11 protein-coding genes, 1 tRNA gene and 1 pseudogene are annotated in these 17,476 nt (G+C 64.4%); 3 read left to right on the top strand and 10 right to left on the bottom strand.

Translation table 11 applies throughout. From position 1 onward, the window contains the following. Positions 1-266: 266 nt before the first annotated feature. Positions 267-3,179: an RND family transporter gene (locus WA317_RS10345; protein WP_425172941.1), complete on the bottom strand. Its 2,913-nt coding sequence runs from the start codon at positions 3,177-3,179 to the stop codon at positions 267-269. After that, entirely contained in the window at positions 3,176-3,583 is a 408-nt protein-coding gene (locus tag WA317_RS10340; protein WP_425172953.1) for an MmpS family transport accessory protein, read from the bottom strand. Before WA317_RS10340 ends, WA317_RS10345 begins: the two co-directional genes overlap by 4 nt. 294 nt (positions 3,584-3,877) lie before the next feature. Between WA317_RS10340 and WA317_RS10335 the strand changes: the two genes are divergently transcribed. Further along, complete coding sequence (locus WA317_RS10335) at positions 3,878-4,468, top strand: TetR/AcrR family transcriptional regulator (RefSeq protein WP_425172940.1); 591 nt, start codon at positions 3,878-3,880, stop codon at positions 4,466-4,468. A 250-nt stretch (positions 4,469-4,718) separates the two neighbouring features. Here WA317_RS10335 and WA317_RS10330 read toward each other — a convergent pair whose 3' ends face one another. The 5 genes and pseudogenes from WA317_RS10330 to WA317_RS10310 form a co-directional block, all read right to left on the bottom strand. Then, positions 4,719-6,725, bottom strand: a complete 2,007-nt coding sequence (locus WA317_RS10330; protein ID WP_425172939.1) for a cytochrome c oxidase assembly protein — start codon at positions 6,723-6,725, stop codon at positions 4,719-4,721. A 31-nt stretch (positions 6,726-6,756) separates the two neighbouring features. Continuing rightward, on the bottom strand, positions 6,757-8,067 hold the full coding sequence (locus WA317_RS10325; protein ID WP_425172938.1) for a PE-PPE domain-containing protein: 1,311 nt from the start codon (positions 8,065-8,067) through the stop codon (positions 6,757-6,759). A 123-nt stretch (positions 8,068-8,190) separates the two neighbouring features. Further along, positions 8,191-10,542 (bottom strand): glycerol-3-phosphate 1-O-acyltransferase, encoded by a 2,352-nt coding sequence (locus tag WA317_RS10320; RefSeq protein ID WP_425172937.1) that lies wholly within the window; start codon positions 10,540-10,542, stop codon positions 8,191-8,193. Beyond that, positions 10,542-12,116 (bottom strand): annotated as a pseudogene (locus WA317_RS10315) (HAD-IB family hydrolase); the annotation flags it as partial. The gene WA317_RS10320 and the pseudogene WA317_RS10315, both read right to left, overlap by 1 nt. Continuing rightward, positions 12,098-13,579 carry a wax ester/triacylglycerol synthase family O-acyltransferase gene (locus tag WA317_RS10310; RefSeq protein ID WP_425172936.1) on the bottom strand — a complete coding sequence of 494 codons (1,482 nt, stop codon included), beginning with the start codon at positions 13,577-13,579 and terminating at the stop codon, positions 12,098-12,100. The pseudogene WA317_RS10315 and the gene WA317_RS10310, both read right to left, overlap by 19 nt. Before the next feature lie 361 nt (positions 13,580-13,940). On the opposite strand from WA317_RS10310, the gene WA317_RS10305 reads away from it, so the two are divergent. Together WA317_RS10305 and WA317_RS10300 are read left to right on the top strand one after the other, a co-directional pair. Next, positions 13,941-14,014 (top strand) — tRNA-Arg (locus WA317_RS10305). A gap of 78 nt (positions 14,015-14,092) precedes the next feature. After that, positions 14,093-14,851: an enoyl-CoA hydratase gene (locus WA317_RS10300; protein WP_425172935.1), complete on the top strand. Its 759-nt coding sequence runs from the start codon at positions 14,093-14,095 to the stop codon at positions 14,849-14,851. A gap of 12 nt (positions 14,852-14,863) precedes the next feature. Here the strand turns inward: WA317_RS10300 and WA317_RS10295 are convergent, their stop codons facing one another. Genes WA317_RS10295 through WA317_RS10285 form a run of 3 tightly spaced genes read right to left on the bottom strand, consistent with a single transcriptional unit; the run spans position 14,864 to position 17,394 of the window. After that, on the bottom strand, positions 14,864-15,682 hold the full coding sequence (locus WA317_RS10295; RefSeq protein ID WP_425172934.1) for an HpcH/HpaI aldolase/citrate lyase family protein: 819 nt from the start codon (positions 15,680-15,682) through the stop codon (positions 14,864-14,866). Further along, positions 15,682-16,209, bottom strand: coding sequence for a MaoC family dehydratase (locus WA317_RS10290; RefSeq protein ID WP_425172933.1), 528 nt, complete (start codon positions 16,207-16,209; stop codon positions 15,682-15,684). Before WA317_RS10290 ends, WA317_RS10295 begins: the two co-directional genes overlap by 1 nt. A 24-nt stretch (positions 16,210-16,233) precedes the next feature. Continuing rightward, positions 16,234-17,394: an acyl-CoA dehydrogenase family protein gene (locus WA317_RS10285; RefSeq protein WP_425172932.1), complete on the bottom strand. Its 1,161-nt coding sequence runs from the start codon at positions 17,392-17,394 to the stop codon at positions 16,234-16,236. Between the last annotated feature and the right edge of the window lie 82 nt (positions 17,395-17,476).

Below are 17,476 nucleotides of genomic sequence, written 5' to 3'. Positions count from 1 at the left end.
TCAGGGTGGCACGGTTGAAAGGTCGTCTGCAGAAAGTTTCTGTGACTTAGCCGAAGCCGTATTTAATATGGTCACGCATAAGCCCTAGCCAGTTAATTCTGGCGCCAGCAGACCATCGCAGGGACCCGCGAGGGGTCTGCGGCCGCTCTTCGGCACCACGTGTGTGGAAGTCACGGGTCCTGTATCGACGCCGGCACGCGCAGGCGCGGCCAGGGCCTGGCCCTTGACGCCGCGGCTGCCAATCAACCAGCATTCGATTGTCGACGTCACGGTTGCGTGCGTGCCCGGTGTTCGGACGCCAGCGTTGAATCCTCGTCGTCCCATAGCAGCAGTTGACGTACTGCTGGACGTGATCCGTAGGGCCGAAGCATTCGACTGGCCGGGCGCGGGCGCACTTGTTGCGGCCACCAGAACCAGCGCCCGAGCAGCGCGGCGATGGACGGTGTCATGAACGAACGCACGATCAGCGTGTCGAACAGCAAACCCAGCGCGATCGTGGTTCCTATTTGACCGAGGATCCGCAAATCGGCGAACACGAAGGAGGCCATGGTGGCCGCGAACACCAGACCGGCAGAGGTCACGACCGCGCCGGAGCCAGCCATCGCACGAATGATCCCTGTATTCAATCCGGCGCCGATCTCTTCTTTGAACCGGGATATCAGCAGCAGGTTGTAATCGGATCCGACCGCCAAAAGCAGGATGACGGCCAGCGCCAGCACGATCCAATACAACTGAATACCGAGGAGGTCCTGCCAGACCAGCACGGAGAGCCCGAAAGAGGCACCCAACGACAGCGCCACGGTGCCTACGATGACGATCGCGGCAACCAAGCTCCGGGTGATGATCATCATGATCAGCAAGATCAGGCTCAGCGCGGCCAGTGCCACAATCAACAGGTCGTATTTGGCGCCGTCTTGGATATCTTTATACGTCGCCGCGGTGCCGGTGATGTAGAGATTGGCGCCCTCCAAGGGTGTGCCTTTGACAGCCTCTTGGGCCGCATTCCTGATCGCGTCGATATGGGAAATGGCTTGAGGGGTGGCGGGATCACCTTGATGGGTGATGATCATTTGAGCGGCCGTGCCGCCCGGCGAGACGAACAGTTTCAGCCCACGCTTAAAATCGGGGTTGTCAAACACTTCTGGGGGCAGGTAGAACGAGTCGTCGTTTTTGGCTTTGTCGAAGGCTTGACCCAGGGCGGCCGGGTTGTCATTGGCAATAGCCGACTGATTGTTGATCCCCGAATTAGTGGCATAGTTGTTCAGCGTCAGTCTCAAGTTGGTCTCTTGACTGGCGATCTGCGGCGGCAATAACGTCAACAGTTTCTTTTGGGCCGCATCCAATTTATCCAACGACGATGTGAGGCTTTGGAACTGTTCGCTCAACCTGTCGATGCCGTCGATGGCATCAAAGATCGACCTGAGCGCAAAGCAGGCAGGGATATTATAGCAATGCTTCTCGAAATAAAAATAACTGCGGATCGGCCTAAAGAAGTCGTCAAAATTTGCGATATCGTCCCGCAGCTCGTTGATGATATCTACCGTGTCGTGAAAGCTTTGGGTTTCCGCGTCGGTGGCGGCGCCAAGCTCCTTTTGGGTATCGTATTGCTGCTGCAGAATGCCGATCGTTTTTCGGCTTTCGGCGGCCTGGCGCAATAAGTCAGCCGCACGGTCGGCCTGATATTCGAGGTTCATGACCTGGCCAACACTTTGCTGGCTGAGCTGAAACGGGATCGAGCTGTGGTCCAGCGGCGTGCCCAGCGGCCGCGTGATCGCTTGCACCTTGGCAATCCCGGGGGTGTGAAACACCGCCTTCGCTACCCGCTCCAAGACGAGCATGTCGGCCGGATTGCGCAGATCGTGATCCGCCTCGATCATCAGCAACTCGGGATTGAGCCGGGCCTGTGGGAAATGTCGCTCCGCGGCCGCGTAGCCGATATTGGCCGGCGCGTCGGCCGGCATGTACGGGCGGGTGTCATAACTCGTCGTGTAGCCCGGCAGGGCGAGCAGGCCGACCAGTGCGACCGCGATCGTCACTACCAGGATGGGCGCGGGCCACCGGACGATGGCCGTGCCGATGCGCCGCCAGCCCCGAGTGCGCATTGTGCGTTTGGGGTCAAACAGACTGAAATGGCGACCGATGGCCAGCACGGCCGGCGCTAAGGTAAGCGCCGCCACCAGCGCGACAAGGACGCCAATTGCAGCAGGAATGCCCAGGCTCTGGAAATAAGGCAGTCGGGTAAAGCGCAGACAAAATACCGCGCCCGCAACAGTCAAGCCCGAGCCCAACACGATGTGGGCGGTTCCGCTATACATGGTGTAGAAGGCGGTTTGGCGGTCTTGACCTTGATGTCGCGCCTCGTGATAACGGCCGAGCACAAAGATCGCGTAGTCCGTTCCGGCGGCGATGACCAGTAACGTAAGCAAATTAGTCGAGTACGTCGACAGTCCAATTATTCCGGCGTTCGCCAACACCGCGACGACTCCACGGGACGCGGTCAACTCAATCATCACCGTTAAAAGGACCACGACCACAGTGGCAACAGAACGGTAGACGAAAAACAGCATTATTGCGATCACTGCGAGCGTGATAAGGGTGACCTTCAGCGTCCCTTTACTACCCACCTCGAACTGATCGGTGACCAGCGGCGCGGCGCCGGTGACATACGCCTTGACCCCCGGCGGAGGCGGCGTGTGGTCTACGATGTTGCGCACCGAATCGACCGACTGATTCGATAACGTCTCGCCTTGATTGCCGGCGAGATACACCTGCACCAACGCCGCCTTACCGTCGGTGCTCTGCGAACCCGCCGCCGTTAGCGGATCGCCCCAGAAATCCTGAACGTGCTCCACATGTTTGGTGTCGCGGGAGAGCTTTTGGATCAATGCGTCGTAAAACCGGTGGGCGTCGGCGCCGAGCGGCTGGTCACCCTCCAGCACAATCATGGCCGCGCTATCGGAATCGAACTCGTGAAACACCTTGCCGATGCGTTTGCTGGCCTGCAACGATGGCGCATCTTGAGGGCTCAGCGACACGTTATGCGCTTGGGCAACCTTCTCCAACTGCGGCACAAAAACATTCGTGATCGCCGCCAACGCCAACCAGAACAGCGCGATCGGCACAGACAGTCGCAAGATTATCGCCACGAACGAACGCCGCGGGTTGTGATGGTTGCTCACCCGGACTTGTCCAGGCAGAAGGTGTAGGCATTCACTGCGTTGACGACCCTCTCGTCCTTGACGACGTCGTTGATGACGATGCGGCAGCCCAGTGTGCTGCCGTTACCTTGCGCCACCAGGTTGGCGATGACCGCGGGATCCGTGGTTGTTATCTCATACCTCCACGGCAAAGCCACGTGGTCGGCTCGCTGGGGCGCGGCATGGACGTCTTGATAGTTGATGGTTGCCACCGACCCGGGGTCACCAAAGACCTCATACACCACATGCTTGGGGTTGAACGGGACGATGTCATTCGAGACGCCACCCGTAGCGGTCGACGTGGCGTTATGCGCGCCGAAGATGCCGTGCAGCCGATACACGCCGAACACCGCGACAGCCACCACGACCACGGCAACCAACACCATCCACCCCCGTCTGAGCAGGCTGGTAAGTGGAAACGCTTGCACCACTAACCTTTCGTCATCGGGCGACACGATCGCGAGGATTCCGAGCAGTCTTTCCGGGCTTCGAACCGGTACGGAACCGGACACTACAAGCAATGGCAGAGTGGATATCGGCGCTATCGCGCACAGAACCTCATCCGGCAAGGTCCTGGTCGGCGCAGCCATCATTTTCCATACGTTTAGTAGACGACCCGTTCCTTATAGGCAGGCAACTTACTACTGCTAGTTAAGATACGCAACGTCTACAATTTCCGCGTGGTCAAGGAAGTCGCACGGACGCGGCGGCGAGGCGCGCAGCTGGAAGAAGCGCTTCGTCAAGCGGTTATGGCGGAGCTTGCCGCCAATGGGTACACCGGACTCACCCTGGAGTCGGTCGCAAAACGTGCGCAGACCGGGAAAGCCGCGCTTTACCGGCGTTGGCCGTCCAAGCCCGATCTGGTTCTCGACACCTTGCTGCGCTCGCTACCAAACCCCTGCGAAGCAGGGCCGATCGGCTCTTTGCGGGACACCCTAATCGGGGGGCTGGCCACCATGACCGACACCCTCGCCGGACACAGCGCCTGGCCCGGCTTCGACATCCTCGGCGAATTTCTGCGCCATCCCGAACTCCAAAAGGCGTTGACCGACAGGGTAATTGAGCCACGGTTGCACCGAATTCAGGAGATTCTCGACGACGCAGCCGAGCGCGGCGAGATCGATCCGCAGGCCGACACATCGTTGATCGCACGTACCGGACCGGCGTTGGTTCTCCACAAGTATCTGCTCACCGGGCAAGCGCCCACACGGACAGAACTCATCCAGATCGTCGATACAATCCTCATGCCACTACTAGCAAAGCGAGGTTGACGGAAATCCCGGTCGGGTCTCGTTGGTAGCCAAACAAGGCGCTCGACGTCGGGCGTCTTCCCCACCATGAGAGCGGCAGGTCGTGTCGTCTCACTGCTCGTCCACACGGCGTGTCTCAGACCTCTTGTGCCGCAGGCTGTGACATGTTGGCACTTGACGCAACCCTCGGCTGAGCCAGGCAAAACGACGGTGCCCGTTGGACGGTGACTGATATGACGACTGAAACCTCAGTGCGCGAGGTTGACTCCGGTCACAGCCGTCCGGACGCGTCGCGGCGCGCCAACTCGGCGAGCATCGCGTTGTACGCGGCGAGGTCCGCATCGTCGTCGCGGTCGGCTGCCCGGTCGAACCGCCGCGCCGCCCGTTGGTCGCTGCGCGACCACTGTATGAGTAGGGCGATCATGACGATGACCAGCGGCACTTCCCCGGCCGCCCAGGCGATCGCGCCGCCAAGCCGCTGATCGCCGAGCAGATCGGTATGCCAACTGAGCTGCAGCGACCGGTAAAAGTTTCCGGCGAGCACATTTTGCGTGCCCATCAACACCACCCCGAAGAATGCGTGCAGCGGCAGCGAAGCGAACACGACGCCCACTTTGGCCAGCGACGAGATTGGGCGAGGAGTGGGATCCACCCCGATCACCACCCAATAGAACAAATATCCGCTGACTAGGAAGTGCACGTTCATCAAGACGTGGCCGCCGTGGCTTCCGGCGGCGGCTTCGAAGAGGCCGCCGAGGTACAGGCCGTAGAACCCGGCGACGAACAGCACGGTCGCCACGATCGGCTGCGTGAACAACCGCGACACTCTGCTGTGCAGCGCAGCCAGCAACCATTCCCGCAGACCCGGCGGCTCGTCGCGTCCGGCGGCCGGCAAGGCCCGCAGTGCCAACGTGACCGGGGCGCCCAGAACCAGCAGGATCGGGGTCAGCATCGACAGCAGCATGTGAGCGGCCATGTGCATGCTGAACATCGCGGGCATGTAGCGGCCCACCCCGGACGACGTCGCGAACAACAACACCGAGCAGCCGAGCAGCCACGCCAGGGTCCGGCCCGGTGGCCAGCTGTCACCGCGGCGGCGCAACCGCAGCACCGCCGCCACATACAGCGTGGCGAAGATGATCGCTGCCGAGCCGAAGATCAGATCGAAGCGCCAGTCGAACAGCACGCGCGCCACGGTCGGCGGTCCAGCGAGGTTGTAGCCGATGGCCACCTGCGGGATTGTGGGCCGCAGCACCGGCGGCGGTGGCGGTGGGGTGCGGCCCAGCCCCACCGCGATGCCGAAAGTTACGGCGAAGATCACGGCCTCGATCACTCCAAGCCGGATCAAAGCGCCGGGCGCGTCGGGATCGGCGCGTAACGCGTCGACGGTGCTGCGTCGCTGCCGCCAGCCGACGACACCGAGCAGGCAGAGCGCAAGCAGCTTCGCCGTCACCAGCCGGCCGTAGTCAGTAGTCAGCAGTTCGAGCGGTGTGAGCCGCACCAGCGCGTTGACCACACCGCTGACTGCCATCGCCGCGAAACACCACACGGCGATGGCCGAGAACCGCCGCGTCGCCAAGCCGGCATGCTCACCGCCGCGCAGCGCGTGGATCAGCACGGCCAGCAGACCACCGGCCCACAGGCTGGCTGCGACCAAGTGGATCAGCAGGCTGTTGGTGGCCAGGTCGTGTGAACCGCCGGCCGAGGAGTGGCCGGTCAGTCCGAGCGGCAACAACGTCACCAGCGATCCGGCCAATAGCAGCGGTGTCCACGACCAGCGCAGCACCAGCCGACTCGCCAGCATCACCGCGGTGGCCAACAGAGCGGTCCACCGCCAGGCGCTCGCGGTGTTGACCAAGCCGGCCAACGACCACAGGGTGACCGGATTGAGGTGGTTGGCCAGCGGCTGGCCGGCGACGTCGGAAATGGTCAATGGGACCAGCAGCGCCGCACAGACCGCCCACACCGCTGATGCGCCGGCGCCCAGACGAACCGCCCGGTAGCCGCCCGCGTCGAGCACGCCGGTGCGCTGCGGAGGAACCAGGAACGTCGCGAACAGAAACGATCCGACCGCCGCGACCGCGGCGATCTCACCGACTCCCCGGACGAACGGCAGGCCCAGCGTCGTGACCGGCCCCGGATCGGGTAAGCCGGTGGCGGTCAACGCATCGGCCAGCGACAACGCCGAAAGACCCGCCGCGGTGGCACCGGCCAGCACGGCGACACCACCGAGCAATGGCCACAACGGCCGTCGGCCGCCGACCGCCATCTTCGTCATAGCTACAGCGTATGGGCGCTGCAGACCTTTTCTACAAGCTCAGAAAATCGAACGCTGACAGCAGCGTTGCCGGATCCAAAGCCAGCCCAAAAGCGTCCGGTAACGACAGCAAGCTGTTGCTCAGGTCCAGATCAGATAGAAGCGACGTCAACTGGCTGTCCAGCGACCCGAGCACGTCGGTGGAGAACAGCGAACTCACCCCGGTGGACGGGTCGGACAGCCCTGACAGCAGGCCCGGTAGCTGGATCTCCCCGGGCGTTTCTGCCACCGGCAGGTACGGGTAGGCGAAACCCGACAAGTCTGTACTCGGCAAAATCCCGAGGTCGACCAAGGCTGCTGTAAATCCTTGCTGGGCTCCCGTGACCAGTTCGCTTCCGACAGTGAGCGGGTTAACCAGCGGGAACAGGCCGGCTGGGGTGGGAACGTTTGCGTACCCGTCGCCGTAGCCCAGGTCGACGATCACCCGCAGGTCCGGTTGCATTAGGTCGGCCAGCGGGTTACCCACCACCGGGATGTCACGCACTGGATCGAGCAATGGCAGATTCTGGGTGAGCATCTCGAAGTAGTGGGTTTCGCCATCGGGGTAGTAGCCCGGCGATGTCGGCAGCGTGACGGTGTAATCCGAGACCGGCACCGTCGGATAGTCGGAGTGCAAATAGAAGTAACCCAACAAGGCGTTGAGATCGGCCGTGATGTTGAGCGGGTACTGCGGGGCGTCGGCCACGCCGTCGTACTGGATCGTGTAGATGTCGGTCGGATACGGCGTATCCGGTGGAGTCGCGCCGTTGAAGGACACGCCCAGAATCGGGATCGATGCGCCGACGAAGCGCTCCAGGATGCCGCCGTCGGGATTATTGGGATCACCGACCAGGATGAAGGCGAGCTGGCCGGGATTCATTGGGTTGCCGGCAGCCGCGAGATTATTCATTTCGTCGGTGGCGGTCGTGGCGCTCTGGGAATAGCCGAACACCACGAGGTTGTCGCCCGCGTAGCCGCCGGCAACAGGTGGCAGCGTGATCGCATTATTCAGGTCGGTGACGCCTTGGGCGACCGACTGATCGAAGGTCAAGGCGCTGAAGCCGGAAACCGGGAAGAACTGCTCTGGCGTGTACAGGCCTACCGAGTCGAATCCATGGTAGAGGGGCTGGATGTAGTCGGTGTTGACATCTGGGACGTAGACGACGGGATCCGGCTCAGGGTTGAAGCTTCCGCCCATGATCAGCGCCGTATCCGCCGCACCATACGCGAACGCCGCATTCATCGACGACGTCAGGGCCAAGAGCCCCGCACCGCCACTCGCCAACATCCCAGCGCCCAGCCAACGCAACCTGCGGCCTGCCATCACGACCTCCGCGCACAGATCCAAGGACTTGCGGCTCGCGGCCACGCAGTTCGGGCGCGTCCCGCGGCACTGCCTGCATCTTGCACCGGCTTGCGCTCGATGTCGTGAAATTCGAAGAATTTCTTAGTTAGTTTGGCTACCGTTCCGCCCGCGTCGGGCATCGGCTTCCCGGGCGACGAACTTCTTCCGCGCGATCTGCGCGACGTGGTCGAAGTCGTGCAGGATGTGTCGCAATTCCCGCCGAAATGCGTCTCGGCGCTCGCCCAGATCGTCGGCGGGTTCCAGCAGATTCTGGTCGGTGACGACTTGGCGGGCGGTGGCGAACAGCAGAGTGGACACCGGCTCGCTGCTGCTCACTCGGCCCTGCGCGACGAACTGTCGGCCCACGCTCAGCGCCAGCTGCGTCAGCTCCTTGGCACCGATCTCCGCGGGAGCGTCACGCAACACGTCGGCGACGACTTCGTAGGCCTCGAAGAACACCCGCAACATCGCGTCCGACATCAACGGCCGCTTGGCGTACAGGATGGCATCGACCTCGTCGCCGTCGGCCTTGACGCGGGCCTCCCAGTTGTCGTGCCACGCCATCTCCTCGGCGATGTTGGCGCGGAAAGCGGCTGAATCGGCGAAGTAGAAGTCGAATTTCAGCAGGTCCCGCAGGCGCATCGCCTGGGTCCAGAAGGCGTCCAGCCGGTCACCGTCGGCATGCCCGGCATGTGCCAGCGCCAACTCGACGATCGACGTTTCCAAGAAAGCGTGGATCACCGAGTTGCGGTAGAACGCGGCGGCGTGCTCATCTTCCGGGGCGATGCGCCACACCGGCTCGCGGCCACCGTCGACACGGGTGACTGGATGCCCGTTGGACAGCGCGTCCACCGCCGACCGCACACCCTCGGGCGTGCGCAGTCGTAACGCACTGGTCGACATCGGATTCTGTTTACGCTCCAGGTAATCCAGCGAGTCCTGCAGTGTGTGATGCAGCTGGGCGAGCGTCAACGCAAGCCCGTGGGTGGTCAACAGTAGCGCCGATACGAGTCCGGTCGCGTTCACCGGCGTCGCCTGCAGAATGCGCCACGCTACTTCGAACGACATCTTCTGCAGCGCCAGCCGTTTGGCGGACTCATCGCCGGACGCCCGACCGTCGGGCTCGCCGAGGTAGTCCCGCATCGACACCGCTTCGGGAAAGCGCACGTAGATCTTGCCGTAGCTGCGCTCGCCCTGCGCTTTGATGTAGTTGTACAGCCAGCCAACGCCTTCCGGCTTCTTCTCGGCCCCTCGCGCGTAGGCGGCGTATTCGGCAACCTCATGCAACTGGTCGAAGCTGATCGAAATCGGCTGCAGCAAGATGTCCTCGCTGCGGCCGTCCAGGTAGGCGTCGGCCACATAGCTCATCAGACCGAGCTTGGGCGGCAACATCTTTCCTGTTCGCGATCGGGTGCCTTCGATGGACCAGCTCAGGCTGAACCGCTTCTCCACCAGGTAGCCGACGTATTCCTTCAGCACGTACTTGTACAGCGCGTTCTCGCCGATGTTGCGCCGGATGAATATCACCCCGGCGCGGCGCATCACCGGACCCATCAGGCCGAACGCCATGTTCAGCCCGCCGAACACATGCGTCTTGGGCAGTCCGTTCTCTTGCAGTGCGACGGTCAACACGGCACTGTCCAGATTGGACCGGTGCGACCACAGCATGACGGCCGGATGAGATTCCAGCGCGGTGCGCATCGCCGCGACCTGGTACTCGTCGTAGTCGATCGCAGGGTCGAAGCCGCGGATCAGCAGACGACCTAGGGCGGCCTGCAGATCGACTGAAATCCGGCTCCAGCCGGTGGCCATCTCGTCGAGAATTTCGCCGGCATCCTCCAGCGATGCGCCGGGGATTTGCTCCAGACCGGCGCGGAACCGCGACGACGCCAACATTTCCGGCTTGACCAGCCGCGGCGACTTGTACTGCGGGCCGAGCAGCCGGTAGGCGACACGTTCGACCGCCAGGATCGCCCGCCGGGTGACGAAATGAGCGAAATCCCGAGGGTTTTCACCGATCGTCCTATCGCGCCACTGCTGACGGAGTTCCGACACCTTTGCCGGGTCGCCGTACACCACTCGCGCGCGGCGCGGATTGTCGCGCAGAATGCGACGCTGTTCGCGTTCGCCGGGGTGATACGGGTCGCGTCCGGGAAGAAGCCCGGCCAGCTGGCTCAACGTGCTGCCGCCGGGCGGCGGCAGCCAGAACACCTGCACCGGCAGGATCGACCGGTCCTCGTCGAGCTCTAACTGCTCGACCAGCTGCGCCAGCGCGGCCGGCGGCGCCTTGCGCGGCGGCAGTCGCAACACCTCGATCTCGATGTCCGGATGCTGGGAACGCTGCCGGTCCAGCCATTCGGTGAGCAGCTCGTCTTCGGTGGACGAGGAGGCTGCCGCCAACACCAACGTGTTGTCCGTGGTGGTGAAAGTGCCGGTGTCGGCCGGTGTGGTCACGGTCGTCCTTTCGGTCGAGCTTTCCGCGGCCGGCGAGTGGTTTTCTTCCGCGCCGCGCGGGTGTAGAGATCAGGCTGGGGAAGTTCGTCGAGTGGCCAGTCGGCGAGGGTGTCGAGGTACAGCTGGCGCACTTCGTCGATGCGATCCGGCAACGTGTCCACAGTCCAATCGTCGACCGAGATGGGCGGGAAGACAGCGACGTCGACCGTGCCGGGATTGATCGTGGTGGAGTTGCGAGCGGCGATCATTTCGGCGTTGCGGATCACGATCGGGACGACGGGGATTCCCGCCGTCATCGCGATCCGGAACGGTCCCTTCTTGAACGGCCCCACTTCGGTGGTGTCGACGCGAGTGCCTTCCGGAGCGATCATGATCGACAGTCCGTCTTTTGCCCGCTGCTCGACCTGGTGCATCGTCTCCACCGCGGCGGCGTGGTCGTCGCGATCGATGAACACCGCGTCGAGCAACCTGCCGAGGGTGCCCATGATTGGGTCGCTTCGTAATTCCTTCTTGCCGATGGCAACCCAGTTGTCGCGGATGAGCGCGGCGGTGATGACCGGGTCGGCCTGGTTGCGGTGATTGAAGATGAACACCGCCGGGCGTTGCGCGGTCAGGTTTTCGGCGCCGATGACGTTGAGGTGCACACCACTGGCCGCCAATAGCAGCTGCGACCAGTTCGAGGTGAAGAAATTCACGCCGCGGCGCCGGTTGCGGGTCAGCAGGCCCAGGCCGACCGCGAGCGACCCGATCGGAACGATCGAGCCGATCCCCGCGAATGTGCGCAATTGGCCGAGCACGCCACCACCGCCGCGGCTGGTGAACCGGAGGATGGGCCAGCCGCGGCGCCGGGCGACCGCGGCCATCTTGCCTTCCGGATTGGTCGGCCGCGGATTGCCGACCAGATACATCAGTGCGACGTCTTCGTCGCCATCGGCATAGAAGTAACTGTCTTGCAAGTCGATGTCGTGCTCGGCAGCGAATTTCTGCACGGCCGCGGCCTTGCCCGGACCCCACAGGATCGGCTCCACCACACCGCCGGTCAGAATTCCGTCCTCGTCGACCTCGAACTGATTGGTCAGCGTGTCCGGGATGCCCAGGAAGCGCGCGACCGGGTGGACCTGGACGGTCAGCGCCGATGAACTGAGCACCACAGTATGGCCGCGGGCCAGGTGCGCCCGTACCAGTTCACGCATCTCCGGGTAGATCCGGGACTCGATCTTCTGGCCGAACAGCCGCTCGCCGATTTCCTCCAGGTCGCTCAGCGCGCGCCCGCGCAGCGCCGCGGAGGCGGTGAGGATGAGCTCTTCGAACGCGATACGCCCGAGTTGGTGGTTGAGCCCGGCCTGAATCATGGTGATCATTTCGCCGACGCCGATGTCCCCTCGACGCAGCCGTTCCTGGGTGAGGATGACTGCGGTGAAGCCGGCGACCAATGTCCCGTCCAGGTCGAAGAAGGCACCGACCTGCGGTCCCGCCGGACTGGCCTGAACCTCCGCAACCGAACCGGGCAGCCGCAAATCGTGAGGCGGCTTGGGCGTCTCGTCTTGCGCTGTACTCACGAGCCTGCCGCCGATCGGTCTGACTTGTCGGACGAATCGTCGTCGGCGCGGAAGGAGGCGGGCACCGAGCGCGGTGCCGGTTCACCGGCAAGGGCGAGGATCTCGTCGAAACCCTCCTGCAGGCAGCGGGCGAACAGTTCTTCGTCCCGGATGGCGGCGCGGTCGTAGCGCGTAGTGATGGTGGCGTAACCGGACCGGGAAACCAGCACAACCATCATGGCCACCCCCGGCAACGGCCCCAGCCCGTAGTGGCGCAGAATCTTCGCCCCGGCGATGTAGGTGTCGCCCTGGTACAGCGGAACGTTGCTGGCCTGAACGTCAGACGAGATCACCGAACCGGTCATCGTCTCCAACACCGGAGTCGGCAACACACTGAGCAACGGCGCGACGGAGCCGACCATGTCCATCGCCGGCTCTTCGCGGCGCTGGGTCATCTGCGCCCGGATCTTCTGCATGCGAGCCACCGGGTCAGCCGTGCCGATCGGCGCGGCCAGATTGACCCCGACGAACCGATTCCCGCCGGCGGGATCGCCTTGGGACCGCAGGTTCACCGGGACGGCCATCGGCAGGCAGCTGATCGGTACTCCGAGTGCTTGGTGGTAGCGGCTCAGCGCACCGCACAGGCCGGCCAGGTAGGCGTCATTGATCGATCCACCGGCGGCCTTGGCGGCCCTGTGCAGGTCGCTCAGCCGAATGTCGAGCGCCTCCGTGCGAGTGGCGAGGCTGCGCCGGCGCAGCAACGGCGACGGTTCGGCGGCTTGGCTCATCACCCGCGCACCGGAGCGGGCGTAGCCCAGCACCCCGGCAACTGCTGCTCCGGGGTTGACCACCGCGCGACCGACCACCGATGCCGCTCCCCACAGCGCGCCCCGAACGCCACCGACCAGAGCGCCTGGCAGATTAGTGAGGCCTTCGCGCATCAGGTCGTTCCCCGAGAGGTCCTGCGGGACCGGTTGCGGCGCCAGCGGCTCGGCCGGTGGATCGCGCTCGAGGTCGTAGATCTGGGCGAACATCTCCACGCTGCCCACACCGTCGCTGACGGCGTGGCTCAGATGCAGCAGCGTCGCCGCCCTGCCGTCGGCCAGGCCTTCGACCAGCGTGGCCGTCCACAGCGGTCGCGCGATGTCCAGTGGGGACTGCAGCATCACTTCGGCCAGATCCAGCAGCTGCCGCAACGTGCCGGGCTCGGGCACGCGCAGGCGTCGCACATGGAAGTCCAGGTTGAAGTCGGGATCGACCACCCAGCGCGGTGCCGCGGTCGGCAACGTGGGCACCACGACCTTCTGCCGCAGCCGCAAGGCACGTCGGGACGCGTTCTCGAAGCGGGCGCGGAACCGGTCCCAGTCCGGGGTGCTGTCGAGCAGCTCGAGCCCCATGATTCCGGAGCGGGTGCGCGGATTGGCTTCGCCGCGGTGCAGCAGATAGTCGACTGCTCCCAGCGCGGTCGGCAATCCCGCGGCGTCGACGGAGTCACTCACCGTCGGCTCCTGCCGTCGGTTGAACGCGCCAGCGATGACACTCCCACTCAGGCCTCCCCGTCTTCAGCGCGTTCCAGCCCGGGCGTCGACGGCGGCGTATCCCGGTTCTGCCCGGAGACCTGTGTTCAGCCCAGTTCGAAGACAACGCTAGTCCCGATGGTAAGGGCGTGAAAGGAGAATGTGCGAATCCACTAGCCCGCGCTGACCACGCGCGCCGGCCTGTGAATCTTGCTGTTAGACAATGCCTTCGAGGTGCCGCTTAACCGCGGCACGCGCGATGGGCCGGCGGGCGCGGCCTTCACGGCGAAAGCCTGCGCGGACGAGCAAGCCGACTGCCATTCGATAGACTGACCTGCGCATTGCCCCCGTAGCTCAGCTGGATAGAGCGCATGACTTCTAATCTTGTGGTCGCAGGTTCGAGTCCTGCCGGGGGCACTGGTGACAGCTGAGATTGTCGCGGCGCAAAATGGTTCCTCATCAGGCGCCTCGACCCGATTCGCTCTGGAGGTGCCGGTGGCCGAATCCGACCTCGTCCTGATCAGCGTCGACAACCACGTCGCTGTGATCACCGTCAACGACCCGGATCGGCGCAACGCCGTCACCTCCGCGATGTCGACGCAGTTGCGTGCCGCGGTTGAGCAGGCGGAAGCCGATCCGGACGTGCACGCCGTCGTCGTCACCGGTGCGGGTAAGGCGTTCTGCGCGGGAGCGGACCTGAGCGCGCTGGGCGACGCCGCCGCGGAGGGGCTGCTGCAGCTTTACGACGGCTTCATGGCGGTCGCCAGATGCACACTGCCCACCATCGCCGCCGTCAACGGCGCCGCCGTAGGGGCCGGCCTGAACCTGGCGCTGGCTGCCGACGTGCGCATAGCGGGGCCGAAGGCTGTGTTCGACGCCCGCTTTCAGCAACTGGGACTTCATCCCGGCGGGGGCGCCACGTGGATGCTGCACCGCGCCGTGGGACCTCAAGTTGCGCGGGCCGTGCTGTTGTTCGGCATGCGCCTGGACGCCGAAGCCGCTGTCCGCCACGGACTGGCGTTGAGCGTTTCCGACGATCCGGTCGCCGCCGCGCTGGAACTGGCCGCCGGGCCCGCCGCCGCGCCCCGCCAGATCGTGCTCGCCACCAAGGCGACGATGCGCACGACGGCCAACCCGGGATCGGTGGATGTCGAGCTGCATGAGACTTCAAAGCACGCCGAGTTGGGACCGCAGGCGAGGTCTATCCAGTCGCCGGAGTTCGCCGCCCGGTTGGCGGCCGCTCGGGGGAAGTAGCGTCGCTGGCAGCTACGAGGCGAAGTCTGCCGCCAATTGCGCGATCCGCTCGGCGCGCCGCAACACCGGCGCATCGACCATCAAGCCTTCGAACGCGAAAACACCGCGTTCGGTCCCGGCAGCGGCCAGCACGCGTTTTGCCCACTGCGCCTGCTCTGCGGTGGGCGAGTAGCCGGCGCGGATCACCGGCAGCTGGGTGGGGTGGATAGCGACTTTCGCGTCGAAGCCGACCGCGACGGCGTCATCGACTTCGCGGCGCAGACCGTCGAGGTCTTTGATGTCGAGGTAGACCGAGTCCAGGGCCAGACGCCCGTAGGCTTTCGCGGCCAGCAGCGACTGCGACCGTACGTGCCGAGCCACTTCACGGTAGGTCCCGTCCGGGTAGCGGTTCGCGGTGCCGCCGAGCACCGCGAACAGGTCCTCGGCGCCCCACATCACCGCGACGGCGTTGTGCGCGCGGACATTGTCGGTCACCGTGAGCGCACCCAGCGGAGATTCGACCAGGACGATCACGTCGAGCGGCGCCAGTACGCTGACCTGCTCGGGCGCTTCGCATTTGGGCAACATGACGGTGTCGTAGGGTGTCTTGGCCACGGCTTCCAGGTCCAGTTGCTGGTCCGCGGTGTGGAATGGGTTGACGCGCACCACGGTGCGGGTCGGGTCGAGCTGGACGTCGACCAGTGCCTGGCGGGCGGCAGGGCGGTCGGCGGCGGCGCAACCGTCCTCGAGATCGATGATCACGACATCGGCTGCGGCCGCGGCTTTTTCATAGCGCTCCGGCCGGTCCGCCGGACAGAACAACCAGGCGGGTTTCGGATTGCTCAGTCCCATCAGCCGCCGATCTCTGCCGGCCGCAGGCGCACCAGGGTCTGACGGGTGGCGGTCGCGACGACGTCGTCATGCTGATTGCGCCCGGTGTGCGCGAAAGTCAGAATTCCCTCGCCGGGACGGCTCTTCGATTCCCTTTTCTCGGTGATCACCGTCTCCGCGTACAGGGTGTCACCGTGAAACAACGGTTTGGGAAAGGCAATGTCGGAGAAGCCGAGATTGGCCACAATGGTGCCCTGGGTCAGTTGCGCCACCGACAGACCGACGAGGGTGGACAAGGTGAACATCGAGTTCACCAGCCGCTGGTGAAACGGCGGCAGGGCAGCAGAGAACGCGGCGTCGAGGTGCAACGCCTGGGTGTTCATCGTCAAGGTGGTGAACAGGACGTTGTCGGCTTCGGTGATCGTCCGGCCCGGGCGATGCAGATAGCGGGCGCCGATCTCGAACTCCTCGAACCACAACCCGCGCTGAACTATCGTCTTGTTCACTGCACTCAGATCTCGATGGTTCGCCTCGTTCCCGTCACTCACTGCGTTCGTTCCGCTCACTCGACTTCACAGCCCGACCTCGCGGGCGATCAACATCAGCTGCACTTCGCTGGTCCCTTCACCGATCTCCAGGATTTTGCTGTCCCGGTAATGCCGAGCCACGGTGAATTCATTCATGAAGCCGTAGCCGCCGTGAATCTGGGTGCCGTCGCGGGCGTTGTCCATGGCGGCCTCGCTGGCCACCAGCTTGGCGATCGCCGCCTGCTTCTTGAAGGGCTTACCGGCCAGCATCAGCGCCGCGGCGTCGTAGTAGGCGGTGCGCGCGGTGTGCGCGCGGGCCTCCATTCTGGCGATGGTGAACTCGATGGCCTGGTAGCGGCCGATCGGCCGGCCGAACGCCTCGCGTTCCCGCGCATACTTCACGCTCTCGTCAACGCAGCCCTGCGCAGCGCCGGTGGACAACGCCGCGATGGCGATCCGGCCTTCGTCGAGAATGCGCAGGAAGTTGGCGTAGCCGCGGCCGCGTTCGCCGAGCAGGTTCTCCTCGGGCACCCGGACGTCGTCGAAGGTCAGCGGGTGGGTGTCCGAGGCGTGCCAGCCGACCTTGTTGTAAGCCGGTTCGGCGGTGAAACCGCCGGTCGGCACCGGCACCAGGATCGACGAGATCTCTTTCTTGCCGTTCAGTTCGCCAGTCACGGCGGTGACGGTGACCAGCTTCGTCAGATCGGTGCCCGAATTGGTGATGAACTGTTTCGATCCGTTGATCACCCAGTGCCCGTCGTCGAGGCGCGCGGTGGTCATGGTGGCGCCGGCGTCGGTGCCGCCCCCGGGCTCGGTCAACCCGAACGCGCCTAAGGCGCGACCACTGGTCAACTGCGGCAACCATTCTCGCTTCTGTGTGTCGGTGCCGAACCGATAGACCGGCATCGCGCCCAGCGAGACACCGGCCTCCAGCGTGATCGCCACGCTCTGGTCGACCTTGCCCAGCTCCTCCAGCGCAAGACACAGGGCGAAGTAATCGCCGCCCATGCCGCCCCATTCTTCGGGGAAGGGCAGGCCGAAAAGGCCCATGTCAGCCATCCCGGCCACTACTTCGTACGGGAACGAGTGCTCAGCGTCGTGACGGGCGGCGACCGGCGCGACGACGCTCTGTGCGAAGTCCCGCACGGTCTTGGCCAGCTGCTGGTACTCGTCGGGAAGCGTTCCGGTGGACAGGAACTCACTCATCAGCGCCACTCCTCCTCATCGCTTCGCTCTGCATCGTCGTCGGCGCGCTCATCAGCGCCACCTCCTCCTCATCGCTTCGCTC

It is taken from the genome of Mycobacterium sp. (genome assembly GCF_049802695.1).
In the GTDB taxonomy this organism is placed as follows: domain Bacteria; phylum Actinomycetota; class Actinomycetes; order Mycobacteriales; family Mycobacteriaceae; genus Mycobacterium.
The sequence above is the reverse complement of the archived record's forward strand: the minus strand, read 5'-3'. Positions and strand labels throughout refer to the sequence as shown.

What these genes read in the sequence shown, in the direction of transcription:
- WA317_RS10340 (WP_425172953.1), bottom strand. Translation starts at nt 3,583, where the DNA reads ATGGTGTTGGTTGCCGTGGTCGTGGTGGCTGTCGCGGTGTTCGGCGTG.
- WA317_RS10330 (WP_425172939.1), bottom strand. Translation starts at nt 6,725, where the DNA reads ATGACGAAGATGGCGGTCGGCGGCCGACGGCCGTTGTGGCCATTGCTC.
- WA317_RS10325 (WP_425172938.1), bottom strand. Translation starts at nt 8,067, where the DNA reads ATGGCAGGCCGCAGGTTGCGTTGGCTGGGCGCTGGGATGTTGGCGAGT.
- WA317_RS10295 (WP_425172934.1), bottom strand. Translation starts at nt 15,682, where the DNA reads ATGGGACTGAGCAATCCGAAACCCGCCTGGTTGTTCTGTCCGGCGGAC.
- WA317_RS10285 (WP_425172932.1), bottom strand. Translation starts at nt 17,394, where the DNA reads ATGAGTGAGTTCCTGTCCACCGGAACGCTTCCCGACGAGTACCAGCAG.